The 23,768-nt window shown below is 45.4% G+C and carries 21 protein-coding genes and 2 pseudogenes; 4 read left to right on the top strand and 19 right to left on the bottom strand.

Going from position 1 to position 23,768, the window contains the following annotated elements; genetic code table 11:
* Positions 1-36: 36 nt before the first annotated feature.
* From AB3N00_RS02875 to AB3N00_RS02855, 5 genes are all read right to left on the bottom strand, one after another.
* Positions 37-1,239, bottom strand: coding sequence for an amidase (locus tag AB3N00_RS02875; RefSeq protein ID WP_413033211.1), 1,203 nt, complete (start codon positions 1,237-1,239; stop codon positions 37-39).
* A gap of 21 nt (positions 1,240-1,260) precedes the next feature.
* Positions 1,261-2,073 (bottom strand): cysteine hydrolase family protein, encoded by an 813-nt coding sequence (locus AB3N00_RS02870; RefSeq protein WP_413033210.1) that lies wholly within the window; start codon positions 2,071-2,073, stop codon positions 1,261-1,263.
* Positions 2,074-2,136: 63 nt separating this feature from the next.
* Positions 2,137-3,165: an ABC transporter substrate-binding protein gene (locus AB3N00_RS02865; RefSeq protein ID WP_413033209.1), complete on the bottom strand. Its 1,029-nt coding sequence runs from the start codon at positions 3,163-3,165 to the stop codon at positions 2,137-2,139.
* Positions 3,166-3,191: 26 nt separating this feature from the next.
* Positions 3,192-4,070: an ABC transporter permease gene (locus AB3N00_RS02860; protein WP_413033208.1), complete on the bottom strand. Its 879-nt coding sequence runs from the start codon at positions 4,068-4,070 to the stop codon at positions 3,192-3,194.
* A 30-nt stretch (positions 4,071-4,100) separates the two neighbouring features.
* Positions 4,101-4,898 (bottom strand): ABC transporter ATP-binding protein, encoded by a 798-nt coding sequence (locus tag AB3N00_RS02855; RefSeq protein WP_175398624.1) that lies wholly within the window; start codon positions 4,896-4,898, stop codon positions 4,101-4,103.
* Positions 4,899-5,171: 273 nt separating this feature from the next.
* On the opposite strand from AB3N00_RS02855, the gene AB3N00_RS02850 reads away from it, so the two are divergent.
* The gene (locus AB3N00_RS02850; RefSeq protein ID WP_413033207.1) at positions 5,172-6,776 is read left to right on the top strand and encodes a PucR family transcriptional regulator; all 1,605 of its coding nucleotides are present in this window, start codon (positions 5,172-5,174) and stop codon (positions 6,774-6,776) included.
* 347 nt (positions 6,777-7,123) lie between these two features.
* Here AB3N00_RS02850 and AB3N00_RS02845 read toward each other — a convergent pair.
* From AB3N00_RS02845 to AB3N00_RS02820, 6 genes and pseudogenes are all read right to left on the bottom strand, one after another.
* A pseudogene (locus AB3N00_RS02845) lies at positions 7,124-7,381 on the bottom strand (VOC family protein); the annotation flags it as partial.
* A 35-nt stretch (positions 7,382-7,416) separates the two neighbouring features.
* Positions 7,417-7,977 (bottom strand): hypothetical protein, encoded by a 561-nt coding sequence (locus AB3N00_RS02840; RefSeq protein WP_413033206.1) that lies wholly within the window; start codon positions 7,975-7,977, stop codon positions 7,417-7,419.
* Between the two features lie 221 nt (positions 7,978-8,198).
* Positions 8,199-9,107, bottom strand: a complete 909-nt coding sequence (locus AB3N00_RS02835) for an oxidoreductase (RefSeq protein WP_413033205.1) — start codon at positions 9,105-9,107, stop codon at positions 8,199-8,201.
* Between the two features lie 67 nt (positions 9,108-9,174).
* Positions 9,175-9,807, bottom strand: coding sequence for an NAD(P)-dependent oxidoreductase (locus AB3N00_RS02830; protein ID WP_413033204.1), 633 nt, complete (start codon positions 9,805-9,807; stop codon positions 9,175-9,177).
* 104 nt (positions 9,808-9,911) lie between these two features.
* Positions 9,912-10,484: a TetR/AcrR family transcriptional regulator gene (locus AB3N00_RS02825; protein WP_413033203.1), complete on the bottom strand. Its 573-nt coding sequence runs from the start codon at positions 10,482-10,484 to the stop codon at positions 9,912-9,914.
* A gap of 174 nt (positions 10,485-10,658) precedes the next feature.
* Positions 10,659-11,663 (bottom strand): phosphotransferase enzyme family protein, encoded by a 1,005-nt coding sequence (locus AB3N00_RS02820; RefSeq protein ID WP_413033202.1) that lies wholly within the window; start codon positions 11,661-11,663, stop codon positions 10,659-10,661.
* A gap of 310 nt (positions 11,664-11,973) precedes the next feature.
* Here AB3N00_RS02820 and AB3N00_RS02815 point away from each other — a divergent pair, with 310 nt between their 5' ends.
* Complete coding sequence (locus tag AB3N00_RS02815) at positions 11,974-12,408, top strand: Rrf2 family transcriptional regulator (protein WP_413033201.1); 435 nt, start codon at positions 11,974-11,976, stop codon at positions 12,406-12,408.
* Positions 12,409-12,477: 69 nt separating this feature from the next.
* Here AB3N00_RS02815 and AB3N00_RS02810 read toward each other — a convergent pair whose 3' ends face one another.
* From AB3N00_RS02810 to AB3N00_RS02795, 4 genes are all read right to left on the bottom strand, one after another.
* On the bottom strand, positions 12,478-12,828 hold the full coding sequence (locus tag AB3N00_RS02810) for a VOC family protein (protein ID WP_413033200.1): 351 nt from the start codon (positions 12,826-12,828) through the stop codon (positions 12,478-12,480).
* A 526-nt stretch (positions 12,829-13,354) separates the two neighbouring features.
* On the bottom strand, positions 13,355-13,600 hold the full coding sequence (locus AB3N00_RS02805; protein ID WP_413033199.1) for a hypothetical protein: 246 nt from the start codon (positions 13,598-13,600) through the stop codon (positions 13,355-13,357).
* Between the two features lie 30 nt (positions 13,601-13,630).
* The gene (locus AB3N00_RS02800) at positions 13,631-14,251 is read right to left on the bottom strand and encodes a TetR/AcrR family transcriptional regulator (RefSeq protein ID WP_413033198.1); all 621 of its coding nucleotides are present in this window, start codon (positions 14,249-14,251) and stop codon (positions 13,631-13,633) included.
* Between the two features lie 176 nt (positions 14,252-14,427).
* On the bottom strand, positions 14,428-14,604 hold the full coding sequence (locus AB3N00_RS02795) for a hypothetical protein (protein WP_413033197.1): 177 nt from the start codon (positions 14,602-14,604) through the stop codon (positions 14,428-14,430).
* A 143-nt stretch (positions 14,605-14,747) separates the two neighbouring features.
* Between AB3N00_RS02795 and AB3N00_RS02790 the strand changes: the two are divergent.
* Positions 14,748-14,992 (top strand): annotated as a pseudogene (locus AB3N00_RS02790) (LysR family transcriptional regulator); the annotation flags it as partial.
* 184 nt (positions 14,993-15,176) lie between these two features.
* Here AB3N00_RS02790 and AB3N00_RS02785 read toward each other — a convergent pair.
* The 4 genes from AB3N00_RS02785 to AB3N00_RS02770 all read right to left on the bottom strand — a co-directional run bounded on the left by AB3N00_RS02785 (position 15,177) and on the right by AB3N00_RS02770 (position 21,611).
* Complete coding sequence (locus tag AB3N00_RS02785) at positions 15,177-17,693, bottom strand: glycoside hydrolase (RefSeq protein ID WP_413033196.1); 2,517 nt, start codon at positions 17,691-17,693, stop codon at positions 15,177-15,179.
* A 2-nt stretch (positions 17,694-17,695) separates the two neighbouring features.
* Complete coding sequence (locus AB3N00_RS02780; protein WP_413033195.1) at positions 17,696-18,691, bottom strand: ROK family protein; 996 nt, start codon at positions 18,689-18,691, stop codon at positions 17,696-17,698.
* A complete protein-coding gene (locus AB3N00_RS02775; RefSeq protein ID WP_413033194.1) occupies positions 18,684-20,591 on the bottom strand; it encodes a class I mannose-6-phosphate isomerase in 1,908 nt (635 codons plus the stop codon). The genes AB3N00_RS02780 and AB3N00_RS02775 overlap by 8 nt, the downstream gene beginning before the upstream one ends.
* 93 nt (positions 20,592-20,684) lie before the next feature.
* Entirely contained in the window at positions 20,685-21,611 is a 927-nt protein-coding gene (locus AB3N00_RS02770) for a helix-turn-helix domain-containing protein (RefSeq protein ID WP_413033193.1), read from the bottom strand.
* 440 nt (positions 21,612-22,051) lie between these two features.
* Here AB3N00_RS02770 and AB3N00_RS02765 point away from each other — a divergent pair, with 440 nt between their 5' ends.
* Positions 22,052-23,320, top strand: a complete 1,269-nt coding sequence (locus tag AB3N00_RS02765) for a saccharopine dehydrogenase NADP-binding domain-containing protein (RefSeq protein ID WP_413033192.1) — start codon at positions 22,052-22,054, stop codon at positions 23,318-23,320.
* The last annotated feature ends 448 nt before the right edge of the window (positions 23,321-23,768 follow it).

The raw sequence follows: 23,768 nt of genomic DNA, 5'->3' as shown, positions 1-23,768 counted from the left end.
CTTTGATGTTCTTTCCGCGTAGCTTAATGTCCTTATTTATCGAATGATGCTCTTATCTTTTACTGCTGAATTTACCGCTGGAAAAAGGGATGTGGCCCATTCCAGCAGACGTTGATCCTGTCCCTGGCCAGCGATAAGGGAAATACCGACCGGGCAGCCCAGTACCTCGGTAGCGGGGATCGTAAGCTGCGGCAGACCCGACAAACCGGCAATGCAGGTCAACCGCATCGTTTTCACTCTTCGCTCTTCAATTAAAGGTCCTCCCAGTCCGAGCTTCGGGGCCACTCCAGTCGTCGTCGGAATCACAAGCACCGTATCTGTTCTGAGCAGGTCAGCCATGTGCTTGCACACCTCGAGCCGGCGTTCTTCTTCCTTCTCCTGATCGGCACGTTCAACGGTGCTTGCCCAGGAGAATCGCCCGGCTGTATCCGGTCCGAAGGCCGGCTGCTCACGTTCAATCCAGTCCCTATGCTCTTGCCATATTTCGTAGCCTTGGATCGTCCTGAACATGGTCATCCATTCAGGCAGACCCTGCGGGGCGATGCGAATAGTTTCATGGCTCGCAGCCAGGCCGCTCAGCAACTTCAGGTAAGGGGTAAGCGCCTCTTTGCTCTCAGTATCAGCCAGCTCCCACGCATCCTCACCGATGAGCACCCGGCTAAAGCCTGTACCCGAGTCTGTCTGCGGCAAAAGCACTTCACCTACCCGGCACAGCGTCTCGAGATCGCGTGCCATCCAGCCAACGGTGTCGAAGCTGGGAGCGAGTGGGATAACGCCTTTCTCGGAAACAATGCCATGCGATGGACGCATTCCATAAATTCCACAGTACGAAGATGGCACACGTACCGATCCTCCCGTATCCGTTCCAAGAGAGAAGTCAGCAAGTCCCGCAGCGACGGCAACCGCCGATCCGCTAGAAGAACCGCCAGGGATACGATCGGGGGCCCTTGGATTCACCGGTGTTCCATAATGAATATTTTCGCCATTCAAGCTGAACATCAGCTCATCCGTTTGCGTCATCCCCGTTAGTCGTGCTCCTTGCTGCAATAGCGGGTTGAGCGTTTCCGCGTGTTCCGTCGCCGGCTCATGCGTCTGGAGCCAACATGGATTACCGGCGCCATTTGTAATGTCACGTACGGCAAACACATCCTTGACCATAAAGCTGAGTCCGTTCAGCCTACCCTGTCCTGTCGGTTCAACTACCATCTGGTTGACAATCGCGTTCCATTGGTCCTTCATTGCGTCATCCCATCCTTCCGCTCAGCCTTCTAGCGATGCCAGCTCTTCCGATGTGTTTCTCTCTATAGGGGTCGCTGCCCCGCTCAGCTCTTTTACCAACCAGGTGGAATCCGTAACGAAGCCATAACATTGCTTGATATTGTACAAGGTCGCATCTATGCAGAAATCTGGGGAGCTTGTTGCCGAGCAATCCTCCAGAAGTATGCCGTCATATCCGAGACAAGCCGCGTCCTGTAGTGTATGCATGACACACTGATCGAGATTTACCCCGGCAAACAACACCGTTTGAATATTAAGATTGCGTAGAATACTGTCCAGTGGTGTATCCCAAAACCCACTCATGCGGTATTTATCCACATAGATATCATCGGGGGATGAATCGAGGCCATCGACAATTGCCGTTCCCCAACTGCCTTTCTCCAGCACCTTGGAGCCGTTCCCCGGCAGCGGGTCCCCGATGCCGTTGCCCCGCCCATCCGAATTGTACACATGGAGCACGGATGGCGGCACGTTCATTCGGTCTTCCCGATTGCCCCAGTTCACCCAAATAACAGGCACTCCCGCTTTGCGCAGCTCGGGCATCAGTCGGTTCAGCCGGCTGACCGGGTTTAGGAGCGGAGAGGTATCGACCCCAATGGAATCCAGCCATCCACCCGGTGTACAGAAATCATTCTGCATATCGACCACAATAACCGCCGTATGCTCGAGATCAAATATGACTTCCTGCGGCTGTGCAGGGAGGGTTACTGTCTTGCCGTACTTTTGAGTTCGCCTTAGATCCACCAGCGTTTCGGACACTTGCCAATAGCTCTTTCGATTTCCAAGTTTGAACATATAAAGTCCCCTCATTTTTTCTGAAATTTCTGGTTTGAGGCATCAAATACTTTTGGTCCAGGTTTATGGCTTCATCAGATACTCGGTTGTAAACGCCTGGGTAACATCTAGTGCTTTCGTTAATCCTCCGCCCTTGATCATCTGATCCTGCAGGGTGCTCCAGCGTTCTTTTGTCATGTAACCAATACCATTTGCCTCGGAATCCTTGTTAAGAATAAATGGTTTTTCCTGCACTGCCTCGTAATTCATTGCTTCTACCGTCATATCGGGATTGTAGGTTTGAATAAACGGGTTTACCTTTTCATAGTTGTCTAGATAATAGCTCCAACCTTTCTGACTTGCCTGCACCACAGCTTCAACGACATCAGGGTGCTCTTTGAGGTAATCTTCAGTCGTAAAAAGAACGTCTGCATAGTTCGCATAACCGGAATCGGCGATTTTCAGATAGTCCACCTCAACCCCCTGCTGAGAAAGTGCGTAAGGCTCATTCGTGATGTAACCCTGATTGAGCGAACTGGGATCATTGATAAAATTGACAAGCTGCCCGTTATACTTCATTTCTTTTACATCTGTCAGATTGTATTGGCTCTTGATATATTCCCAGTAAGGCACCGCAGTACCGATGTATACGGTTTTGCCGTTCAGATCTGTGAAATCCTGAATGTTCTCCCCCTTGTGGTACATCAGAACCTGCGGTGTGCTTTGAAAACCGGCAAGGATACCGACAACAGGGATTCCCTGTTCCCGCGCCTTCAAAATTTCATCCGCATAAGAGATGCCGAATTCAGCTTTGCCTGCAGCGACAAGCTGCATGGTTGACACCTCGGGGCCTCCAGGCTGAATCGTCATGTCGATCCCCTTGTCCTTATAATAGTTCTGCTGCAAAGCCGCAAAATAGCCTCCATCTTCCCCTTTGGCGTACCAGCCCTCGATCAGTTTCACCTGCTTCAAATCTGTTCCGGCTTCCCCTCTCGCCGGGGCGGCGGATTCTAGAGCGGAGGAATTGGAGCATGCGCTCAGAAGCAGTATGATCAAAGAAGCAGCCGACAGCAGCCATTTCTTGTAACGAAAGTTCATATGATGTTTGGACATGTTGGATCTCTCCCCCGATTCTGGTATCATTTCATTGCTGATTCATGCCAGGACTTCAAAAGTTTGTTCGACACCATGTTGATGATCAGGAAAAATGCGATTCCTAGGGCGGATGCCGCTAAACCGCAGGCGAACAGATAAGGAGTTTGCAGGCGGGTTGCCGCAACGGTAATCCCGTAACCGAGTCCGCCTTGTCCGCCACCAATGCCTGCAATGTATTCACCCACGATCGCTCCGACAACCGAACTGGAGCATGAAATTTTCAGTCCTGCCATAATGTACGGGAGTGCCGCCGGAAATCTCAGCCTCCAAATGGTTTGCAGCTTGCTTGCATTATACAAATAGAATAAATTCTTCATGTTCTGATCCGTTGAGTTCAATCCGATCAGTGTATTCGATAAAATCGGGAAAAAGCTAATTAAGAATGAGATAATTACAATGGCATTTATTCCCGCTCCGAACCAGATTACAATGATTGGTGCGACCGCAACGACCGGAATAGTCTGTAGGATAATAGCGTACGGATATACGCTTTTTTCCACTGTTTTGGACAGAGCGAGCAGAATGGCCAATGAAATCCCAAGCACTACACTGATCGTAAAACCGATCAAAGCCTCTACAATGGTTGTGCTAACCGACGTAATTAGATTGGTGCTGTTCTCGGCGGCGGCAGCGGCAATATCGGATGGCTTGGGCAAAATATACGGAGGCATTCCGAGCATTCGCACGATCAGTTCCCATCCGCCGATAAACAGGACGAACACGACTATTGGCGGCAGAATTTTTTTCAGCAGTCCAATAACTGGGCTCTCTTCTGCCGGATGATGGCTGCGGGCATTGTCCTTCCCAGAAGCTCGGATACCTGGTGTCGTTTCAACGGCTGGATTAGCTACCATCTCTTCCATGTTGCTTCCCTCTCCTCTCATTTCTGGCTATCAATGTTTCAGTACATTGGACACGCTGCGTACATATTCACCGAATTCAGGCTGGGTCCGGAATTCATCATCCCTCGGATAGGCAAACGGAATATCAATGAAATCCGAAATTTTACCGGGACGAGGCGTCATCACCACGACTTTCGTCGATAGGAACACACTTTCAAACACGTTATGCGTAATGAACAGAACCGACATCTTTTTGTCCTGTTCCCAAATATTTAGCAGTTCATTCTGCAGCGTCTGCCTGGTAATTTCATCAAGGGCGCCAAACGGTTCGTCCATTAACAGCAGCTTGGGACGGGATATCAACGCTCTTGCAATAGATACTCGCATCTTCATTCCGCCTGACAACTCACGGGGCAGCACCTTCATATAATCCTTTAGGCCTACCAGCTCTAGAACCCGCTCCCCTTCGGTAATTCGCTCCTTTTTGGATACGCCACGCAAAGTAAGAGGCATGGTGACATTATCAATCAACTTGGCCCACGGTAGCAGGGTATGCTCCTGAAATACAAAGGCAATTTCATTCTGTTTACGTGCTTCCTTTGGGGAAGTACCCAGCACGGTCAGATGACCGGAGGTCGGTTCCGTCAAACCGGCAATCATATTGAAAATGGTAGATTTCCCACAACCGGAAGGACCGACAAAACATAGAAATTCTCCTTCCCCCACATGCAGATTCGCATGCTGCACAGCTACAGTGCCATTGGGGTAGATTTTGCCGACATCATCGATTACAAGCATGGAACGGCTGTCCTTTTGGGCCGCTGCCTGTTGATTTTGGGTGAGCTGCATCTGAATCCCCTCTTCTCTTTGAAGTTGTGTCCTATCATAAAGCCAAAAAATAAGTGTGTAAATATTCCTAACACAAATTTGGTTTTTTATCTAACGGTATACGCTTTACGTTGGTTCAAAAACAGAACATTCTATATTTTGAGTTAACTTATATAACACACATATAACAAAAGGGATTGCAGGAATTCGACAAGTCCCTATATAATTGCTTAAAAAGTTACGTGGTGTCCGGTACCTGATTCAGATATGTATCTTTTAGGAGGATGGATTGACATGCATTTAACTATAGAAGATGCGTTGGCGGTGTACCCGTTATCGGAAGGGAAGTTGGCAGCCGGTAAAAAAGGAATTTCTCGAACGATTAGCTCCATCAATTTGATGGATGCGCCGGATGTGATCAACTGGATGAAAGAAGGGGAGCTCTTGTTGACTACAGCTTATGCGATTAGGGATTCACCCGAGGAATTTGTTAATTTGCTGCAAAAGCTGAATGAACGTGGGGCCTCCGGGCTTGGCATCAAGCTTGGTCGATACTGGGCGGAAATACCAGAGATAGCCCTGCTGGAAGCCGATCGGCTGGGCTTGCCCCTAATTGAGCTGCCTTTTCAATTCACCTTCTCCGAGCAGATCACCGCTCTCTACCAATCCGAGTTCCAACGCGATACCCGCCGGCTGAATGAATTGCTTGAAACGCAGAAGAAGCTGGTTGATTTTGCGATGCAGGCGGATGAGTACACCAATTATTTTCAAAGTATCACAAGCATTTTAGGGGTTCCTTTAGCCATCGTTACCTCTGAGGGACAGAGCTTGTATAACATGACACGCTGTTCCGATATGGAGCTGTTGAGCGATTGGCCCTGGAATCAGGACAATCGGTTTTACAAGTCGGCCAACAACCTGTTGTATCGGGTACCCCTGCTGAAAAACGGAAAGTCATACGGTTACTTGCTGATACAAACTGAAAATCTGCTGGAAGCACATGAAATGGAGGGCATATTTCACCAAGCTGCCGTTATTCTTTCCTATCATCTGGAGGTCATCCAGAATCAGGAGGCTGCTGCGGCAGGCAGTCGTCTTGGCACGGCCATGGAACGTTACCTAAAGGGAAACGCCTCTCTGAAAACGGTGCTCGAATTTGCGGAAGCGTTGGGAAGCACATTTTGGAGCACTCCCTACGTATGCATGGTATCTTCCACAAGAGCTGATGCATGGGACCATGAATGTCAGAGGCGCAAGCTGAGGGAGATTCAGAATAAGCTTCAGGACCATCCCAAAACGTCCTCCTTGGAATCCCATCATTTTTATGTGATGAACCGCATATATTCACTCTTACCTCTTCCAGATGAAGAGGCCAAGGATCGAAGGAAGTATGAGAATTCGGCACTTTTGTATGCAGATTTGATGCATTCATGGGACCACGGAGCAGGAGCAAGGAAATGTTATATCAGTAAAGTGAGAACGGGTATGGAGGAGTTCATCGACGGCTTCCGGGAGTGCGGGGAGGCTGAGAGAATCAGCACGGAACTCGGTTTAAGCGAACCGGTTGTCATGTTTGCTGATCTGGAGTTCATTTATCTCTTCAGACATATTCCACAGGAGGTTATGGGTAGGTATTGCTCTTATTTATTCCGTCCACTGCTGGACAAAGAAGAGGAGTACACCAGCGAGATGATGCACACACTTGAAGCCTATTTCGCCAACAACGGCCAAGTGAATGAGACCGCACGTGAGCTATTCATCCATCGCAACACGGTGCTGTACAGGCTGGAGAAAATTTCAGGGCTGCTGAGTCTGGATTTGAAGAATACCGATCATCTGCTGCTCTTAAAGATGGGACTTATGTTTAGGCATTTGATGTCACCCGAGAGACCAATTTGAGAAAGGACTAGGGGTCCTAGAAAGTCTCGATTCCTGGTTGCCCGTTCGTTTAACAAAAGCAGCTGATCACGTTGGTCAGCTGCTTTGTTGGTTTTGTTGAGCTATCGTTTCCCGCTAGCTTAATGCTATGTATCATTAGAACTAAATTTCATTATATAATCCTCTTCAACTAAGTCAGTCTTACCATTAACCAAAAGAGATGAGAATTTTTCCAAAAGTTGCTTTATCTCAGTATTATCATTAATTAGATCAATACTTTTTCTATATTCATTTTCGTTCTTATATTTAGATATTTCAATCCACTTACTTTTATTTTGATTACTATTTATACAGAAGGAATGAAAGTACTCATTGGTTTCCCATTGTGGGTTCCAAACAACTTCCCATGTATGACCATCGGGATCTTGGAAGTAGCCAGAATAACCACCCCAAAAAGTGTCATGTGCCGGGACTGTGATATAGGCTCCAGAATTCTTTACTTCTTTCATCACCTTTTCAACTTCTTCCCTACTACCTACATTATGACCTAGAGTAAATTCAGCAGGATTAGGCTGGGTCTGATTAACCTTTGCGTCAAGCGCTAAATTATTACGTTCAAAAATTGATTGTATTACTGAGTTATCGTCTCCCGTTAGTTGAATCATTTCATTGATCTTGCTAACACGATCATTTCCTCTTTAGTTAATTCTCCGCTATCAATTTCAATGAAAGTATCGTTATGTACCCATCGTAGGTATCCACCTGGTACATGGTTAACCCATGGTTCAAAACGCCCTTCAAATCCATTTATGTTAATTTTCTCTCCACGTTCACTAAACTTAAAATCCTCGACTACAGTTCTTGTTGTACTTGTTTGGTTACGAACATCGATGGTAGTAATAACTCGGTTTATTTTATATCCAACCGCCTTATGTTCTTCAATTCCAAACAAATAAGAGTTTCCTGATTCATCAAAAAAATGAAGTCTAACTTCTGAAACTGATTGCCCTGGATTAAACGGGTATGGTGCCTTAATCTCCAATTTATAGCTTTGGACGGAGGAAGAAGGTGTAATTAGTTTGAAGTCCGCAACAAGTTTCAGCTTGTCCAGTTCAACATTTGAAAAAGTTAACGTAGGATTAGCTGAAGCAATGAGTAGATTATTGTTGATTTCAACAGAAAATATAAAAATAACAATCAATGAAATAATCCATTTAGACAAGGACATTCCCTCCATATTCTTTTGGTAGTATTATGCCCTTGTCAAATTCAACTATCCTACCCTACCCATTAGCTTACGAAAAAGGAGCATCTGCCAACCGGCAAACTGCTCCATGCTATTTTGAATTAATGTCTCCCGTTTGCGTAATAACCTGGCATATGTGATACGGTTCATCTTAACGGGTCTATAGGCGAAAAAAAGAGCCATCTTTTATAGTTTTTTTACAGGTTATAATGTACTCCGGTTAACTTCTCGGATAGTAACCAAAGTTTTTCCGCAAGCTGTACATCCAATGCCTTTTTGGGGAAATCTACAAACTTCGGTTTCTTAGCCTTTAGAGGATTCATTCCTAGCCCTACGTAAATATCTCCGGTGATTGTCGAATCCGTCGCCGCAATAAGTGATGGCCAAGATGATTGATCAGGAGGAGTTCCGAATATTTTCATTAATAGCAGTCCGAATGCTTTGGTTCCCTTCGGTGCGTTTCTCCCGATTCCTGTAGGACTAGTTCCAGGATGTACTGCTATAGAAGTGATACCTTTCTTCTTCGCACGCCGATTTAATTCTCGGGCAAATAGTATGTTTGAAAGTTTCGAGCGATTGTATCCTGCCATTGGTCTGTATTTCTTTTCCATTTTTAAATCAGAAAAATCTATATCACCCATTTGAGCTGACTGTGCGCTAACTGTAACGATTCGACCGTGGTTCTTTTCAATTAACGGCAATAACAGACCTGTCAACGCGAAGTGTCCAAGATGATTGGTTCCAAAGTGTATTTCAAAACCATCGGCCGTCAGTTCACGAGTGGGAACTGCCATTACCCCAGCATTGTTTATAAGGACGTCTATTCCTTTCACTTTCCCGTGGATCGTGTCGGCAAAGCTTCGAACTGACTTCAGATCAGCCAAGTTTAATGGCTCCACTGTCACATCTATATTCGGTGCAGTTTGTTTCATCTTTATGATTGCCTCTTCGCCGCGCCTAGGATCACGGCTTCCAATGATCACTTTGGCACCGTGCTTCGCTAGCTCTAATGCCGTATAATAGCCCACCCCGCCATTGCCTCCCGTCACGATAGCGGTTTTTCCTCTTAAGTTTGGAAGATCGTCAGGCGTCCAGTTTGGTCTCATGATTTATTCCTCCGAAAGGTTATATTTTAAATGTAATTAGGTCATTACTACATGCAAAGCTGTTCAGTCAGTCATGAATAAACGAGAATTGTTTGATATAACGAGCATGTTCGACTGAAACGATCATGAATCTAGCCACGTCGTCTCGAGAAATTTTAGCTAGCATGGAAGGAGTAAAAGCACCGTGCTTATATCGCCCTTTGCCCGGCTCATCGGTGAGCCTTGAAGGCTGAACGATAGTCCAGTCCAATCCACTTTTCCGCACAATACCATCCTGCCTTTCCTTATCGTAAAACTCTCGGAACGTCATTAAAGAAACCAGTTTTACAATCGTTCTCATCCCAATTCCGAGCTGATTCCTGCTTTCTCTGCTGGTGCCAAAGCCCGTAAGAACGACCAGTCTTTTTACTTTATGCCTTCTCATCGCGTTCACAATTGAACGAGTCCCACGTAAGCATAGATCTGAAGGACTTCCTGCTGTAGCTCCTAAAGCTACAAACACCGCGTCTTGCCCCTCAACAGCCGATTCTACCTCCTCTTCACTAAATAGATTGCCTTCTACAACTGTTAATCCCTCCCGGGTAAACGGGATTCGATCTGCGGCACGTACAAAGGCTTTTACGGTATGTCCCTTGTTGATCGCTTGATCAATTAGCTGTAAGCCCGTACCCCCGCTAGCTCCAAAGATGGTAAACTTCATTATTCTTTGCCTCTCTTTTATCTATATTGCATCAATATTAAGTGAACGTTCATTTACTATTGGTGGAAAGAACAGCGATGCGTAGCATCGCTTAAAATACCTAACTATGCCTTAATAGCGTCCCAACTCATCTTGATGGCAGAATCTAATTGTTTACTATTTAATATGGTCCCGTTCTTCAAATGTGCTTTCAACAATTCGGCTATCGGCAAGATGGAGTAAGCAACTAACATGTTAATATCCTCCTTCTTCAAGATCTCCTGTCGGATGCCGGCGTCAAACATCTCAAAGATCGGTTGAAACTGACTTGCCGTATCATCTAGGCACCATTTCTGGGGCAAAGGTGAATTCATGACTTGCTCCAGAAATAAAAAGTACTCTTTGAAGGTTTGAATAAAATCAACATAGTTGCGGATGATAGCCTCAAATCGTTCGTGAACTGTTCGGGTATGATCCACTCCCTGAAACATTTTCTCGCTCATCTTGCCTTTAATCTTCAAGTAGGTCTTGTAGAGCAGATCCTCTTTGTTCTCATGGTAAATATAAATCGTCGCTGCTGATACATTTGCTCTTTTGGCAATTTTTGATATCGACGTATCAGAGAAACCGATCTCATTAATAAGCTGTACGGTCGCGTCAAATATTGCTTCGACTTTGTTATCATCTCTATATCTCATGAACCAATAATAAACGATCATTCATTTATTGTCAACATTTAGGTATCGCTTGATTTGGTTGGGGGTTTTTCTTTACCCGCCCCCAAACTTGGCGCCCGAGAAAGAATCTCAGCCTGAAAATTTGTTTTACTTGTGATACGGTTCACCTCGCATGACCTTAAAGTAACCTGCCCGTTAGTTTAACAAAAAATTATCTCCCTTAAGGTATTTGATAAAATAATCTTGAATAACTGATGGAAAATTTTCTGCCAAGGATTGTTGTTCATTTGGATTTAGAGAATGGAATGCGAAAGTCCTAATTATTGACCAAATAAAGAATGCTTCTAATAACTCGAAATAGTTTTCTTGTAGTTGATTTACTTTGCTATACGACGAAATAAATACTTTCCTATTTTCAGATGAAAGATGCATAAATGTTTCAGCTATATCAAATAAATAAAAGCCATAACCACAATTCGAAAAATCTATTGGTCGAGGAATACCTTCATAAAAAACATAATTACTCTCATGAAGGTCAGAATGAATCATTCCCCAGTTACTCTGTTCTCGTTTAGAACTTTGTATCACATTTGCTATTTTATGTGCTGACTCTTCCACATGAACAAACGCTTCGCTTGAGATAAGCTCTAAATTTACTAGCTGTCTCAATTGTTTAAGTGATGAATATAAATGATCGGAATTGTATATTGTTCTATTAAAGCCTTCAGGTGCAATCCACTGCATAGAATGTCTATGTAGAGCCGCCATTAAGAGAGCCAAATTTTTAGTTTCATTACTTGTTGGCTCTCTTGCAAGCACTTTTCCATTAACCCATTTATGAATAGTCACCATGGATTTATTTTTCCTATGATCAGTTGATATTTCTGTTACTAGATTACCTTGAAGATTTCTTACAGGTGTAGGTACAACGAGATTTGTATCTCTAACCAAAGCTTCAAGCCAAATAAGTTCTGATGCGATATCTCCCTTTGATTTAATGAAACTCGTCGCGATATGGATTTTAATAAGAAATGTTTGATTATCATCGTTAGTTTGTACTCGGAATGTAACATTATCGCTCTTTCCAAGATACACAAGTCTTTCCCAAATGATTGGGTATTGACGTAACGCTTCTCTCGCCACCTTCGCATAACCTTCTTCAGAAAGCATAGTATCCACTCCAGTTACTGTGATTTTCACTTCACAATTTTACCAAGTAAACTCCATTTTATGGCGGCAAATGTTGATTATAACTAAACTTTACTGCTCGTTAGTTGAATAAAGGCAGCCGATCACGTTGATCGGCTGCCTCCTTTTGGTTTTATTGAACTATCGTTTCCCGTTAGCATAATGAAGTCTGGCATTTCTTTATTCTTCATTCTAACTTCTTATTTGATGGAATCATAAGTGCTTGGAAATGATTTTTGACTCTCTTGTTTACCTGCTGAAAAACTGTCGATTGACCTGTTCTATAAATGGAACTATACTGTGTAGCAAAGAAGGTGAGTAGATGAAACAAATAAGCAGTCGCTTTTCGATGGCAGTCCATATTCTCTCCATGATTACGTTGGATCCCATATATAGTACTGGTGATCGAATTGCACGTAGCATCAATAGTAACCCTGTTGTAATTAGAAGGATTATGGCCCAGCTCAAAAAAGCAGGGTATATTGAAACAAAACCAGGAGTTGCGGGGGCCTCCCTTCTGGTATCGCCCGAAAGATTAACCCTGCTGGATATCTTTCAAGCGGTCGAATCTGTGGAAGGAAATCAGCTTTTCAATTTTCACAAGAATACTGACCCCAATTGCTCTGTAGGTATGAACATTGAATCGATACTATTACCAAAACTCTCAAATGCGCAGAAGGTCATGGAGCATGAACTGGCTTCTGTTACCCTAGCTCAAATTGTGGAGCAAATACGGACAAAGGCAAATGTAAAATAAAGCTGCTCCTACGGTGTATGGAGTAGCTTTATTTTACATTTTTTAATTTTTCACCAATCAAACTGTAACTTACGCAGGCTCTACATATTCAATAAAACTGCCATCGGGATGCTGCACAAAAATGCTTGGACCAATAGGACCATACTGATCCCTTATTATAAGGGTATTTTGTTTTTTTAATTCTTCCTTCAATTCGTTCATCGAATCCACATACACCACGGCACGGAGTGATCTAGCAGGCTCCATGGCCTCGGGACTTCCAGATACAATAACGTAAGGGTATACTGTGGCTAAAGACAAGCCAGCTTCGGGAATATCCCACGTCCGATCCATAGATCGGTTAGCAAGAGATTCATAATAAGCAACAGTTGATTCAAGTTGCTCGGTAAAAACGGGGATAAAATGATTTAAGATTTTCATGTTAGCCTCCAATTTTTTTTGTTTTTTTAATTATAACCACAATAGTTATAACTGTTTTAGTTATACAGAAACATCTTGATTCTGTCAATTTTTTGATGAGTATTCTCATGATTTGTATACTTGTTTCGTCGACTTTAGATCTATTTGGTCACTCGATTCCTGGCAATGACACCGTTCTATGACTCCATAACTTGGCAACTCTTTTCTACAACACAAAGGGTTTGATAGCTGAGTTTTTCAAACCAAGCAAAAAACACGGGCATTTTCCCTCTAATTCCTAACTGTGTTGAAGTAGATTCAACGTTTAGTTATACATCTAATCGGCAATCGCACTATGTTTTTGTCCATTCCGGCAATCGGTGCAAGTTCTTGTCCTTTGTCTGAGGTTCCATTGCACCATCCTCAGCTTTATTATCCCAATAAAAAAACGTACTACTTCTTCGTCTCAAAATATCTGTCATAAAAAAACAGCCGATCAAATTGCCGGCTGTAATAAGTCTTCATTAAACTATGATTTCCCGTTAATTCAATTCCCTTGGTCCCGTGTTGTTGAAGTTTCACCTGATACTTCAAGCCTTTTTTTAGTTTTCGAAATACTCAGAATGATAATGCTAATAATAATAAACAAAATATTGGCATACATCTCCATGTTCTCCGACATACTTTTGTAAAGAAGAAACGAACCATCCAAACCGTGAACCAAACCAACGATGATTCCACGAACGCCTAAACCAAATAAAATGACGCCGAGGATTAACAGAAATGTTTTCATCATACCAGCCCCTTTTTTATTTTTATATAATCAAATCGGAGGTTTTCCGGTTGCTGCTTCAAACAATTGAATTAGCTCTTTGGCATACTCCTGGATGTTAAAATCAGGGTTTGCTACGAGCTGCTGACTCGCGAGATCAATGGCACTTCGAATCGTCATTGCCAACACTTGAGCACTTGACGGCAAAATAGGCCGGAAGCTGCCGTCCTCTTGCCCCCAATGTAGTATCTCGATAATCGGCACATATATCGAGTTATCTGCAGGTTTGTGATAAATCAGCCTTCCCTCCTCATCTCTGAAATTCATTACAATTTCAGCGACGGCTGCTACATGATTTTTATGAGCAAGAATAAATTCTAAATTTGTTTCAATATATCTTCGCAGCATATTAGCGGCAGTAGACTCAGTTGCAATTTCTGACATAAACGATGCGCCTTTCAAGTACAACTCCTCTACAATTTTCTGCATGAGTTCATCCTTGCTGGGAAAATGATACGTAATAACCCCCTTACTAACCCCAGCGCGTTTAGCAATCTGTCCTATTGAAGCCTGTGCATACCCTAAATCGCATATTGCTTCAATTGTTGTTTGCATGATTTGTGCTCTTCGTGCTTTTTCAATAAACGACTTACCACTAGTTTTAGTACTCATGGTTTAATTTTAGCACGATCGTACTATATTTTCAACAATAATGCTCTACCCTTGTCCTACTTAAACCTCTTTTATCCACTTTTAGAGTGAAGTTGTTCAGTTTCAGGTATCCGACTGTGTCGGCATCTTTCAACTTGCTTTATATATCCCTAAATAGAGAAATCTTAGATAACTATCTAATCCGAAATGACACAATGTTCTTGTTCTTTTCGGCAATGGTACAATTTTCTTGTCCCTCGACACCAGTATCCACTCCATTGATTGGCATCGGCTTTCTCGGGGTCTTTCGTGTACCCTACGATTTTATCCGTTAATGTCTCATATTCTTTCTCCCCATCAACGGTTGCCTTCATATACTTTTACATTTGTGCAGTCGCATCGTTGTAGTTCACCATAATTCCCACTGGTTTGCCGCCATAGAATCCACTCTTAATAAATTCGACAACCGGTTCATCGTTCAGATCTCCATTTACCAGCTTGTCATTCAGTGCGCTTGGAATTGGCGGATTGGTTTGGTGAAAATTCCGATAAATTAAACGTCGTGACTACATACAATTTAGCTTATAATGCTGGGATTATGGTCGAAGAAGGCATTGGTCATGCAATAACTATTGATAAAGTAGTGAATACGTCTAATGATAGTAACCTTTGTTTTAGACCGCTAGAACCAAGACTTGAATCTGGTTTGAATATTAGATTTTGAAAAAAAAACATCAGGTCTTTTCGGCTGCAGCCAATTAATTTTTAAAAAGAGATCCAGGCAAGATCTTGAGATTAGCCTTTAATGAAGCTAAATGCTGGGCAGGAACGCTGCAGTACAAAAAGGCACCCAAAGAATTTCATCGGTTAAACCATCGGTTTATCCAATGTCTGTTCTAAAGGGTGCACTTCAATATGAGTCCGGGCTTTTGCCTATCGGTTTATTTTATTTTTCGTTGACCCGGGCTACTGCAAACGGTTCGTTCAGCGCTTGCAGAGCTGCGGCCATATCTTCTGCCAAAAGTCTGTCACCGGCCGAAATAAAATATTGGAATTCATAGAAGCCGCCCAAGGTGGCTTTAAAATTCGTTTCCCAGTAATTCGTCATCAGCCAGGCATAGGCTTCCGGTTGAGCATCGGGCGCTTGCTGGGTGTGTACCTTTCGGGGTCCGTAATCCAGCGTTCCCCATTGCACAAGCGGCGTGTCCGGGACAGCAAGCAGTAGGCTGCGGTCGTTATCCTGCCAGGCAATTCCCGACTGCACAGAGGAATAATCCAGGCAGGTTCCCGGAATCTGATCTTTCCACGGGCGGACCAACCCTCCCGGCTTGTCAGCAAACAGGGTAACCGGTCCCGTGCCTCCCGGGGTGAAAGGTAAAGCCAGATATACGTTTTCCGGATTCCAAACGCTCTCCTTATGCAACCGTACCGAAATATCCAACCGGTTTTGCCGAGCATAGACCCGCAGGAACAATGAGAAATAGGCGATGCCCTTTAGCTGATAGCCTAGCTCAACCGTAGTGTATAGCGGTCCATTATCCACTGCGCGGACAGAGACAAGCTTACCAACCGAACGATCCACGTTCAGGCCTTTACGGTTGCGCCCCATTCTTGAACGGATGCTCCATACTTGGGAAGCATCAGCCGGATTCGCTGGATTTGTCACCTCATAGATAGGTGTGAAAGCACCATACGAATCATCCGGCTTGAGCAGCTCACGGCCAGTCTCCTTATCGATCCACGAGAAAATACCCCGATCTTCTGACCATGTCAAGCGTATAAAAGGCGACTCCAGCCCGTTTTGAAAAACGGAGATTGGCGCTTGTAGACTGCCCTGCGTCAAAGAATACATATCCTCTATATCGTACACCTGATCGGCACCGATCAGCTTAGAGTTGGAGGTTGACGTTAAGCAAGATTGATCCTGCTGCGCTACCAAGAGCGGGCGCAGAATCAGTATGCAATTCTCCATACTTTGAAGCTTAAGTTCTACTATAATCGTCTCCGGGTGAGTTGACTGCTGGATCAGTACTTCTCCCTTGTCCTCCCGGATCACCTCCACTCCGTTCAACAGTTCATCCGGCTCCCATCCTTCGAGCTTCAACTGAACCAACTCGGTTACCTCCCGCTCCGACAGGTTCGTGACCTTGAAGCGGTAAGGCCGCCCTGGGTACAAGGTGGCAGCATTATCGGCCAGCAGCGCCTGATCCAGCGCGCGGTAAGCAAGCCGGCTTGCCTCTGCGGCGTGTGCCGTCTTGCGAACCTCGAGCAGCTGCACATTTTTGTGCCAAGGTTCATACACAGAGGAATGATAACCCCAGGTGTGCTCGGCATAGAGAGCAAGCGACTGCTCCACAGCCTCGATGTCCTGGAGACTGACGCTTTTTTGTTCAGGATCGAGCTTTTCCACCTTACGGAGCGTACGCTGCGCGTCCCGGTAAATCTGGGTATGCATCGGCGTGGAGCTGACGCCGTCCGTCCACCAGTCAGGCCAATCTCCTTTATGAACAGGCAGTCTGTCTGTCCCTTCCTCCTTCAGCCGGGCAAAAAAACCGCTCAAGGTGATCATCTCCACGGAGACCCCCTCCCCGCTTCGCAGGTTCCACGCCTCGATCCATTCCATGATTGCGCTGTTGGGAGATCCGTTATCCGTAGGCAGTCCGGACAGCATCACTGGTACGAAATCATACGGATACCGCTCCGCTTCAAGCTGGGCCAAGTAGCGGTGGATGCGAGTATTGGCGATTGGATCGTGAATGTGTGCCGGTTCCATCCGTCTGTGGTTAAATTCATCACGAATCATGTATTTGCCAAGCGCACCTGGGCAAAAGCCAAGTTCGTTGCCCAGCATGTAGTGATCTCCATTCCAGACCAGCAGGCGTTCCCCGCTTGGGGCCTCCCACCAGAAGGGAGACTGCTTACGCCCTAGCGCATACATACCGTGATGAGTATGTATACAGCTGAATAAATGCCGGATTCCATTATCCAGCAGGCTGTCGGCATACCCCCAACTGTAGCCGTTGATATCTGCCGTCATTGCGCTGTCTATTTGGTGACCGATAGAGCCGGCATAACGCTGTGCCTTGCCGTGTATTTTGTTCAACAACGGCATGTCGGGCAGTTCGGTCATATTCAGATAAGTACCGGATAACTCAATATCACCGCGCCGCACGGCATCGGCAAATGCAACTTTCTCCTTGTCCCCGGCCTGCTTTAAAAATTGTTCCACAGCCCAGAATGTCTCACAGGTCCAGCGGAATCCTTTCCATTCGGGTTTTATTTCATTATGAGCATCATTAACAATATGCAGCGCCTGACGGATAAAATCGACATGATATTGCTCAATTTTTTCCTGCCGATCAGTATAACCAAGGTCGGTATGGGAATGGTGAATGACGTATATTTTCCACTTCCGATCAAGCGTCGGAATAGTAGCCTGGTTGATTTGTCGTTCGAGCGTCATATTTATTTTTCTCCTTCATCCGTGGAATAGGTACCGCTTACAAGTTGGTAAATCCCATGAAACACATGCTCCTGCATTTGCTTCTCATTATGCAAAGGAACCTTCTCGGGCAACAGTGCTTCCGAAAGCGCGCGACCAAATAATTCATAGGTGCCGGCAATTTGTCCGCCCAGGATCAGACGTGCGGGGTGAAACGCTGCCACGTACGGACGCAGCATTTCCCCGAGCAGCTGTCCGTAAAGCTGCCATACACGGATGGCGGATGAGACTCCCTGTCTGGCCTCCATGGCCAGACGGTACACGTCTTCTCCGTCCCTTCTGGCACCAAGGCGGTCCGCCAAGGCCAGAATTCCTCGAGCTCCAAACAGATCATCGGCGGTTTCTCCCTTGAATCGCTCAGCATACAACATGCCTGAGTCGGGAATGCCCCATTTTCCACGTACAATTGACCTGTTCTCAACAAAAGCCGAGCCGAGGCCCGTTCCTAGCGTAAGGCACAGCAACTTCTCTTGAGGAAAAAGCCTGCTGATTCCCAGGGCGAACAGGGCAGCATCATTGCCAAACCGAATATCTGCGGCAGCAAGCCTGGAAATCCATGCGGAAGAGGTGCTTTCCGTCGCAAGCTTCATTAATTTGTGCCGCAGCAGCGTTTTTAAATTCAGATCGTAGAGTTGCTCGTATTTATTCAATCCCCGGATACGGGAAATGCCTGTTTCGTATTCAAAGGGACCGGGGATAGCAAAGCCGATATGAAAGTTGAGAAATCTGGCCGCTTCCGCGGTCTCTTGATCGGAATCAAGCCGCTCCATGTAGGCGACGTAGGCAGCGGCAAGTTCCTGAATCACGGCGGCCAGATTAGCAGTGATTTCGTAGGCGCTGCCATCGGAGTGCGATGGCCTTGTGACATAGAGATCAGGCAATAGATGCCCCCCTCTCAGAACGCCAGCCTTCAAAAAAGTTCCCCCAGCATCAATAGCAATGGTGACATCGTTATTCATCCGCGTTCACCGGATTCCAGTGATGAGGAAGCAGGGGGATGTTCCAACCTGGTGAAACCCGTGCCCGAATTAGGGTGCACGGCAGGTCGCCCAGCGACTCAAGGCGAAAACCGCCGACTGAAGCGGGAACGATATACGCTTCTGCGTACCCCCACTCCACGGCCGCTGCCTCGTTGTAAAGCGGAGTAAGCCGCACACGGTTGCCTTCTACGAGGTTAAACATGAGAAACTCTCCACCCGTGTCGTCGATCCACTCTCCGTCCAGCTTCAATCTTTTCACCTGAAAGAGCAGATCCTCCCGCTCACCCAGCAGCTCTTCTCTGCTGGCTCCCTGGATTCGGCTTTCCCTTGGGACGGCTACCAAATGTTTATGAACATAATGGGTGTCAAATTGCTCCAGCATGTTCGGTCTGGCATGATCGCTGTTAATCGGACGCGGCCGCCCGTCTCGATCAAGCCGCAAATGGTCATAAATTTTGAAGGTAAACCACCAGGTTGTCGAAGAGATCTCCAGTACCAGATTATTTTTACTCAAAAAATGAACAGCTCCCGGCGGGATCAGGAACAGATCACCCTTATTCGCATCCAAGATGTTCACATATTCATCGACCTTCAGCGGTTCTCCTGAGGCATGTGCGGATTCAACCGCCTGAATAAGTTCCTCCCCGGTTGTTCCTTCGGTGAAGCCCAGCGCCACAAAAGGTTGGGCGCCTTCCTTTTGCTCCATAATGTAATAGGATTCCTGCTGCGTCATCGTTTCATTGAAAGTCTGCTCGATGTAATTCTGCTCTGGGTGAACCTGCAAAGACAGATGATCCCCGTCTATCGTATCGAGATAATCAAACCGGATTGGAAAATAGTCGCCAAACAGCCGAACATTGCGCTCTCCCATAATGGCTACCGGATGAGCGGATAGCAGCAGCGAAAAGGGAAGCTCCAATATAAAATCCCGATAGCCAATTAAAAGGGTATTTTCCGGCGCGACAGGTTCAAAACCCCAGGCGCAGTTATCCCATTCCCGGGGCAGGCCGCATAACGCTTTCAAATATTGTCCGCCCCAAATCCCCGGCGCAAAAAACGGCTTTACCCGAAAAGGCTGTCTGGCTGCAGAAGCCAAAAGCCGTTGAAGCATGGAGACGGTAACCAAAACCGGCTGTTCCCGATTGTTCATATCCATATAGTAGCCAAAATTGTACGAGCGACGTTTCCGATATTCCTCCCAGACGGGCCATTCCAAAAACAAGGCCTGTTTGTAGGTTTCGATCGTATCCTCGCATGGCCCCAATCCTAGGGAACCCATCCCCTGCCGGTGCAGGTTCTGTTGAGTCTCTCTGGATAAGTCGCAAAAAAGAGAAACGTTAGCCGCCCCCGCTGCTGTCGATAGGAAGCCAGCGCCGGGCCCGAAGGTCACAACGATGGGGGCCGACTGATCTCTGTTTGGCAGGTGGGGCTCTGCACTATCGGCGGAATCATAAAGCTGCAGCTGATACTCCATATCGTTGAGCCAAGCCGCCTGTGCATTTGGCCTGAAATAATCCTCAACGGTTACGTCTGATGCCACAACGCCAAAAGCACGATTATCGGTCAGATAAGGGTGAAACTGCTTCAGCAGATCTGCTGAAGACTTCAAATAATCAGTGCTGTCCATTTCAATTAAAACCCTGTTTTCCCGGCGGCAGCGCGACCGGAGCCTTTCCATACAATCGCTGAACGGGGCGCCGTGTGTACCGTCAATGATCATATAAACGGGAAGCAAACCACTCCGGGCATCGTCGGACCAAATTTGCTCAAACCATTCTTCATACCCATTCCAGATACCGGGCTTGGTCTCGTGATCAGGCCGAAGCCGGATGAAATTGACGGGGTCGGCGTTAAAGGTCAAGGGGGTTATTCGTGGCATGCCTGTACCTCCAGCTCTCTATCGATTTATGTCATTATTGTATAGGGAGTTGGAGGGGCTGTCTTTGAACGATCAAGCTCTGTTTTTGTACAATCAGGACCTCTTAGGAGGGTAGTGCAATTGGCCGGAACGGCCTTCGGCAAACTGAATGCGGCGGAATTTGCCCGGGGAAACGCCAAGCTCGCGTGTGAAAATCCGGGTAAAATAGTGTACGGACTGGAACCCACACTGGATGGCGATATCTTTGATTGGAGTCTGTTCATTTAACAGGAGCCAGGTGGCATGCTGCACACGCCGTTCCTGGATATAATGAACGAAGGATTGCCCCAGGTTTTCCTGAAACAGCCGGGTCAGGTGGCGGGACGAAATGTGAAGGTGCTTTGACACCGTCAAAAGCGTAAGCTCATTGTTCATATTATCATCAATATACCGTTTAGCCTGGCGGAACAACGTATTGGTTTCCACGGGTTGTTCCGCCGTGTCGGCCGAATCTGCTCGTGAAGGAGCGTGCAAATCCGCTATGGATAACAGCAGAGAAGCCGAGATTTGCTTCACAGCAAGAGAAAGCGTTGCCCCCGGCAAGTCAAAAGAAGCGATAAGAGCCTGCCATACATGGCCCGTCGGCGTAAGGTCTGCTTGCGGGATTACGCTTTGTCCAAGCTCGGCAAGACGGCGGAAAGATTCGGCATAATAAGCATCTGTGCGGACTTCATCCAGCTCAAAAGCAACGTAACAAAGCGTCAGACCTGTCTGGCTGCGGATTTGATGCCATTCGCCTGGAAGAGATAGAAACGCTGTTCCTTTATTTAAAGCATACTGCCGATTTTGTTCAAAGTAGCTTCCTTCTCCGTCTACCACATAACAGGCCTCGAAGAAGGAATGACGGTGAAGGGCATTGTCGAAATGGTCGGGCATGAATCCCCAATATAAAATGGACAGTGAAAGCCCCGCCTGTTCAACTTTCGTAATATAACGGTTGCATATGTGATTGGCCCGGCGGAAACTCGATTCGATAGTCATAGCGCTCCTCCCCCTTCAAGCACTCATTATACGTTTGCACAGCAAAAAGGCAAACCAGAAGTCAGTCTGCCTTTTTGTATATTTTCTCAACTAAGCAAATGCCGTTTGTGAAAAAATAAAAAAAGTGCTAGACCTTAGTCCTGCACGTTCATATTGCAGGATGGAAAACGCGAATAGCGTTAACCCATCCCAAATGTATTTTTCAAGGGATGGATTAACGTTTTCCATGACGCTGAGACGTTTTTGTTTCTAAAATGGGCATCGACCATTCTCCTATTTGTCAGTATATGGAAACAATAATCATAACTGCTTATTCAGCTAATTAGCTGTTCCTCTAATCTATTATATCTGTCCTGTTAATAGGTAGAAGCACTGTCGTTGCGATTAGTAGAATCATATATTAATACATACAACATGAAAACTTTAAAGGAAGTGATAAGATGTTGGATTGTGCAATCCCCCCTCCAATTACGATATTAGGCAGCAGCGGAGGTGCTGCTAAAGCGGTATTAGCCATTCTTAATCAATCCGTTCAAGATAAAAATGACCCTATTTACCCTATCCTTAACCATTCGCGATTTCACCTCATTGATATGAACCAAAAGGATAAAGCATATTATGATCAACTATTCCCCCATCTTTCGAAACAAATCAAAATCCACCAGCTAGATCTTAAAAATGTAAGCGACTTTCGGAAACACCTTACTAAGACAAAAACAAAAGTAGTCATCGATGTATCATGGGCCGATACTATTGAGATGCTTAACTGCTGTAACGAATTAGGCGTATTGTACGTTAATTCTGCCCTAGAGAATGAGCAGGTCGATAATAACGAGAGCCTGCACGGTTTTCCCCTTGCAGAGCGATATATTAAATATCAAACTAGAAAAACTGATTTCACCCATACAACCGCCATTATATGCTCAGGTATGAATCCCGGTGTCGTACAATGGATGGCTATAAAACTGATGCAAGAAAATCCAGACAAAAAACCTTTAGCCTGCTACATTGTTGAGCATGATACTTCCTTTTTCGCAGACCAAACATTAATCGAACCTAACACCATCTATACTTCTTGGTCGGTCGAATGTTTCCTGGATGAAGCAATATTAAGCTATCCGATGTTTGTTCATAATCATTTGCCTCATTATTTTTATGAACAGGTCTATTCAATGGAATACAAAGTAAGGTTAGGAGACAAGGAATTTTACGGATGTCTGATGCCGCATGAAGAAGTGTTAACACTAGGTGAGTTATTTGATATACAAATCGGATTTATATATCGTGTCAGTGAATATACAACGGAATTAATCCGAAACAATTTAGACCGTGTAGAGGATTTATGGAATTGGGACCAGCGCATAATCGATCCAGAAAAAGGGAGGGTTGAAGGTGCAGACCTCGTTGGAGTTCTTTTGGTTTACGAGGATAGTGAAAAGTTTATGTATAATTCGTTGAGAAGTAGTCGCATTTATGCTCAGTACAAAACAAATGCCACGTATTTTCAAGTCGCATGCGGCATTTATGCAGCCTTGGCCAGCCTAATCCTGGATAATATCCCTGTAGGTATTTATAACGTTCATGAACTCCTGCTCAAAACCGAAAGCAAGTACGAAGAATATCTAACGTACCATATGACCGACTTTGTCGTGGGAGAAAATAAAGACTCTGATGGATTACTTCATCAAAGATTGAAATGGACCAAATAACTGCACGTAATGAATAATACGAAGCACGGTCACCATGAAATTTGTCTCTAACCATTTCCGAAAAGAGTCCCTCTCTTCAAATATGTCCGATAGAAACAGAACCATATGAAAGGTAGATAACCTTATTTATTTTTTATTCACCCCATTCCAGAGAATACTACAAATAATCTTCCGCTCTCACTCGCCCGCACATCGCTGGGTGAGCGTCTAATCCGACATCACTTGAGCACGCAGTAGAGTACAACAATACCCAAGAAGCAGACAAAGACGGACAAGTCTATATCGACACGAGTAGGTATACAGTATAGGTTTAGTACTACACAAAAATGGAGAGAACCCATCTCTCAAGAATCCTCCCTAGTTTCTACAAAAAAATTTCGTCACTGGTGGCGGTTTGAGTGAGATTGATATTCAACTAAACTGTCCGTTAGTTTAACAAAAAGACAGC

The organism is Paenibacillus xylanilyticus, from assembly GCF_047246825.1.
Taxonomy (GTDB): domain Bacteria; phylum Bacillota; class Bacilli; order Paenibacillales; family Paenibacillaceae; genus Paenibacillus; species Paenibacillus xylanilyticus_B.
This window is presented reverse-complemented; position numbering and strand designations above follow the sequence as displayed.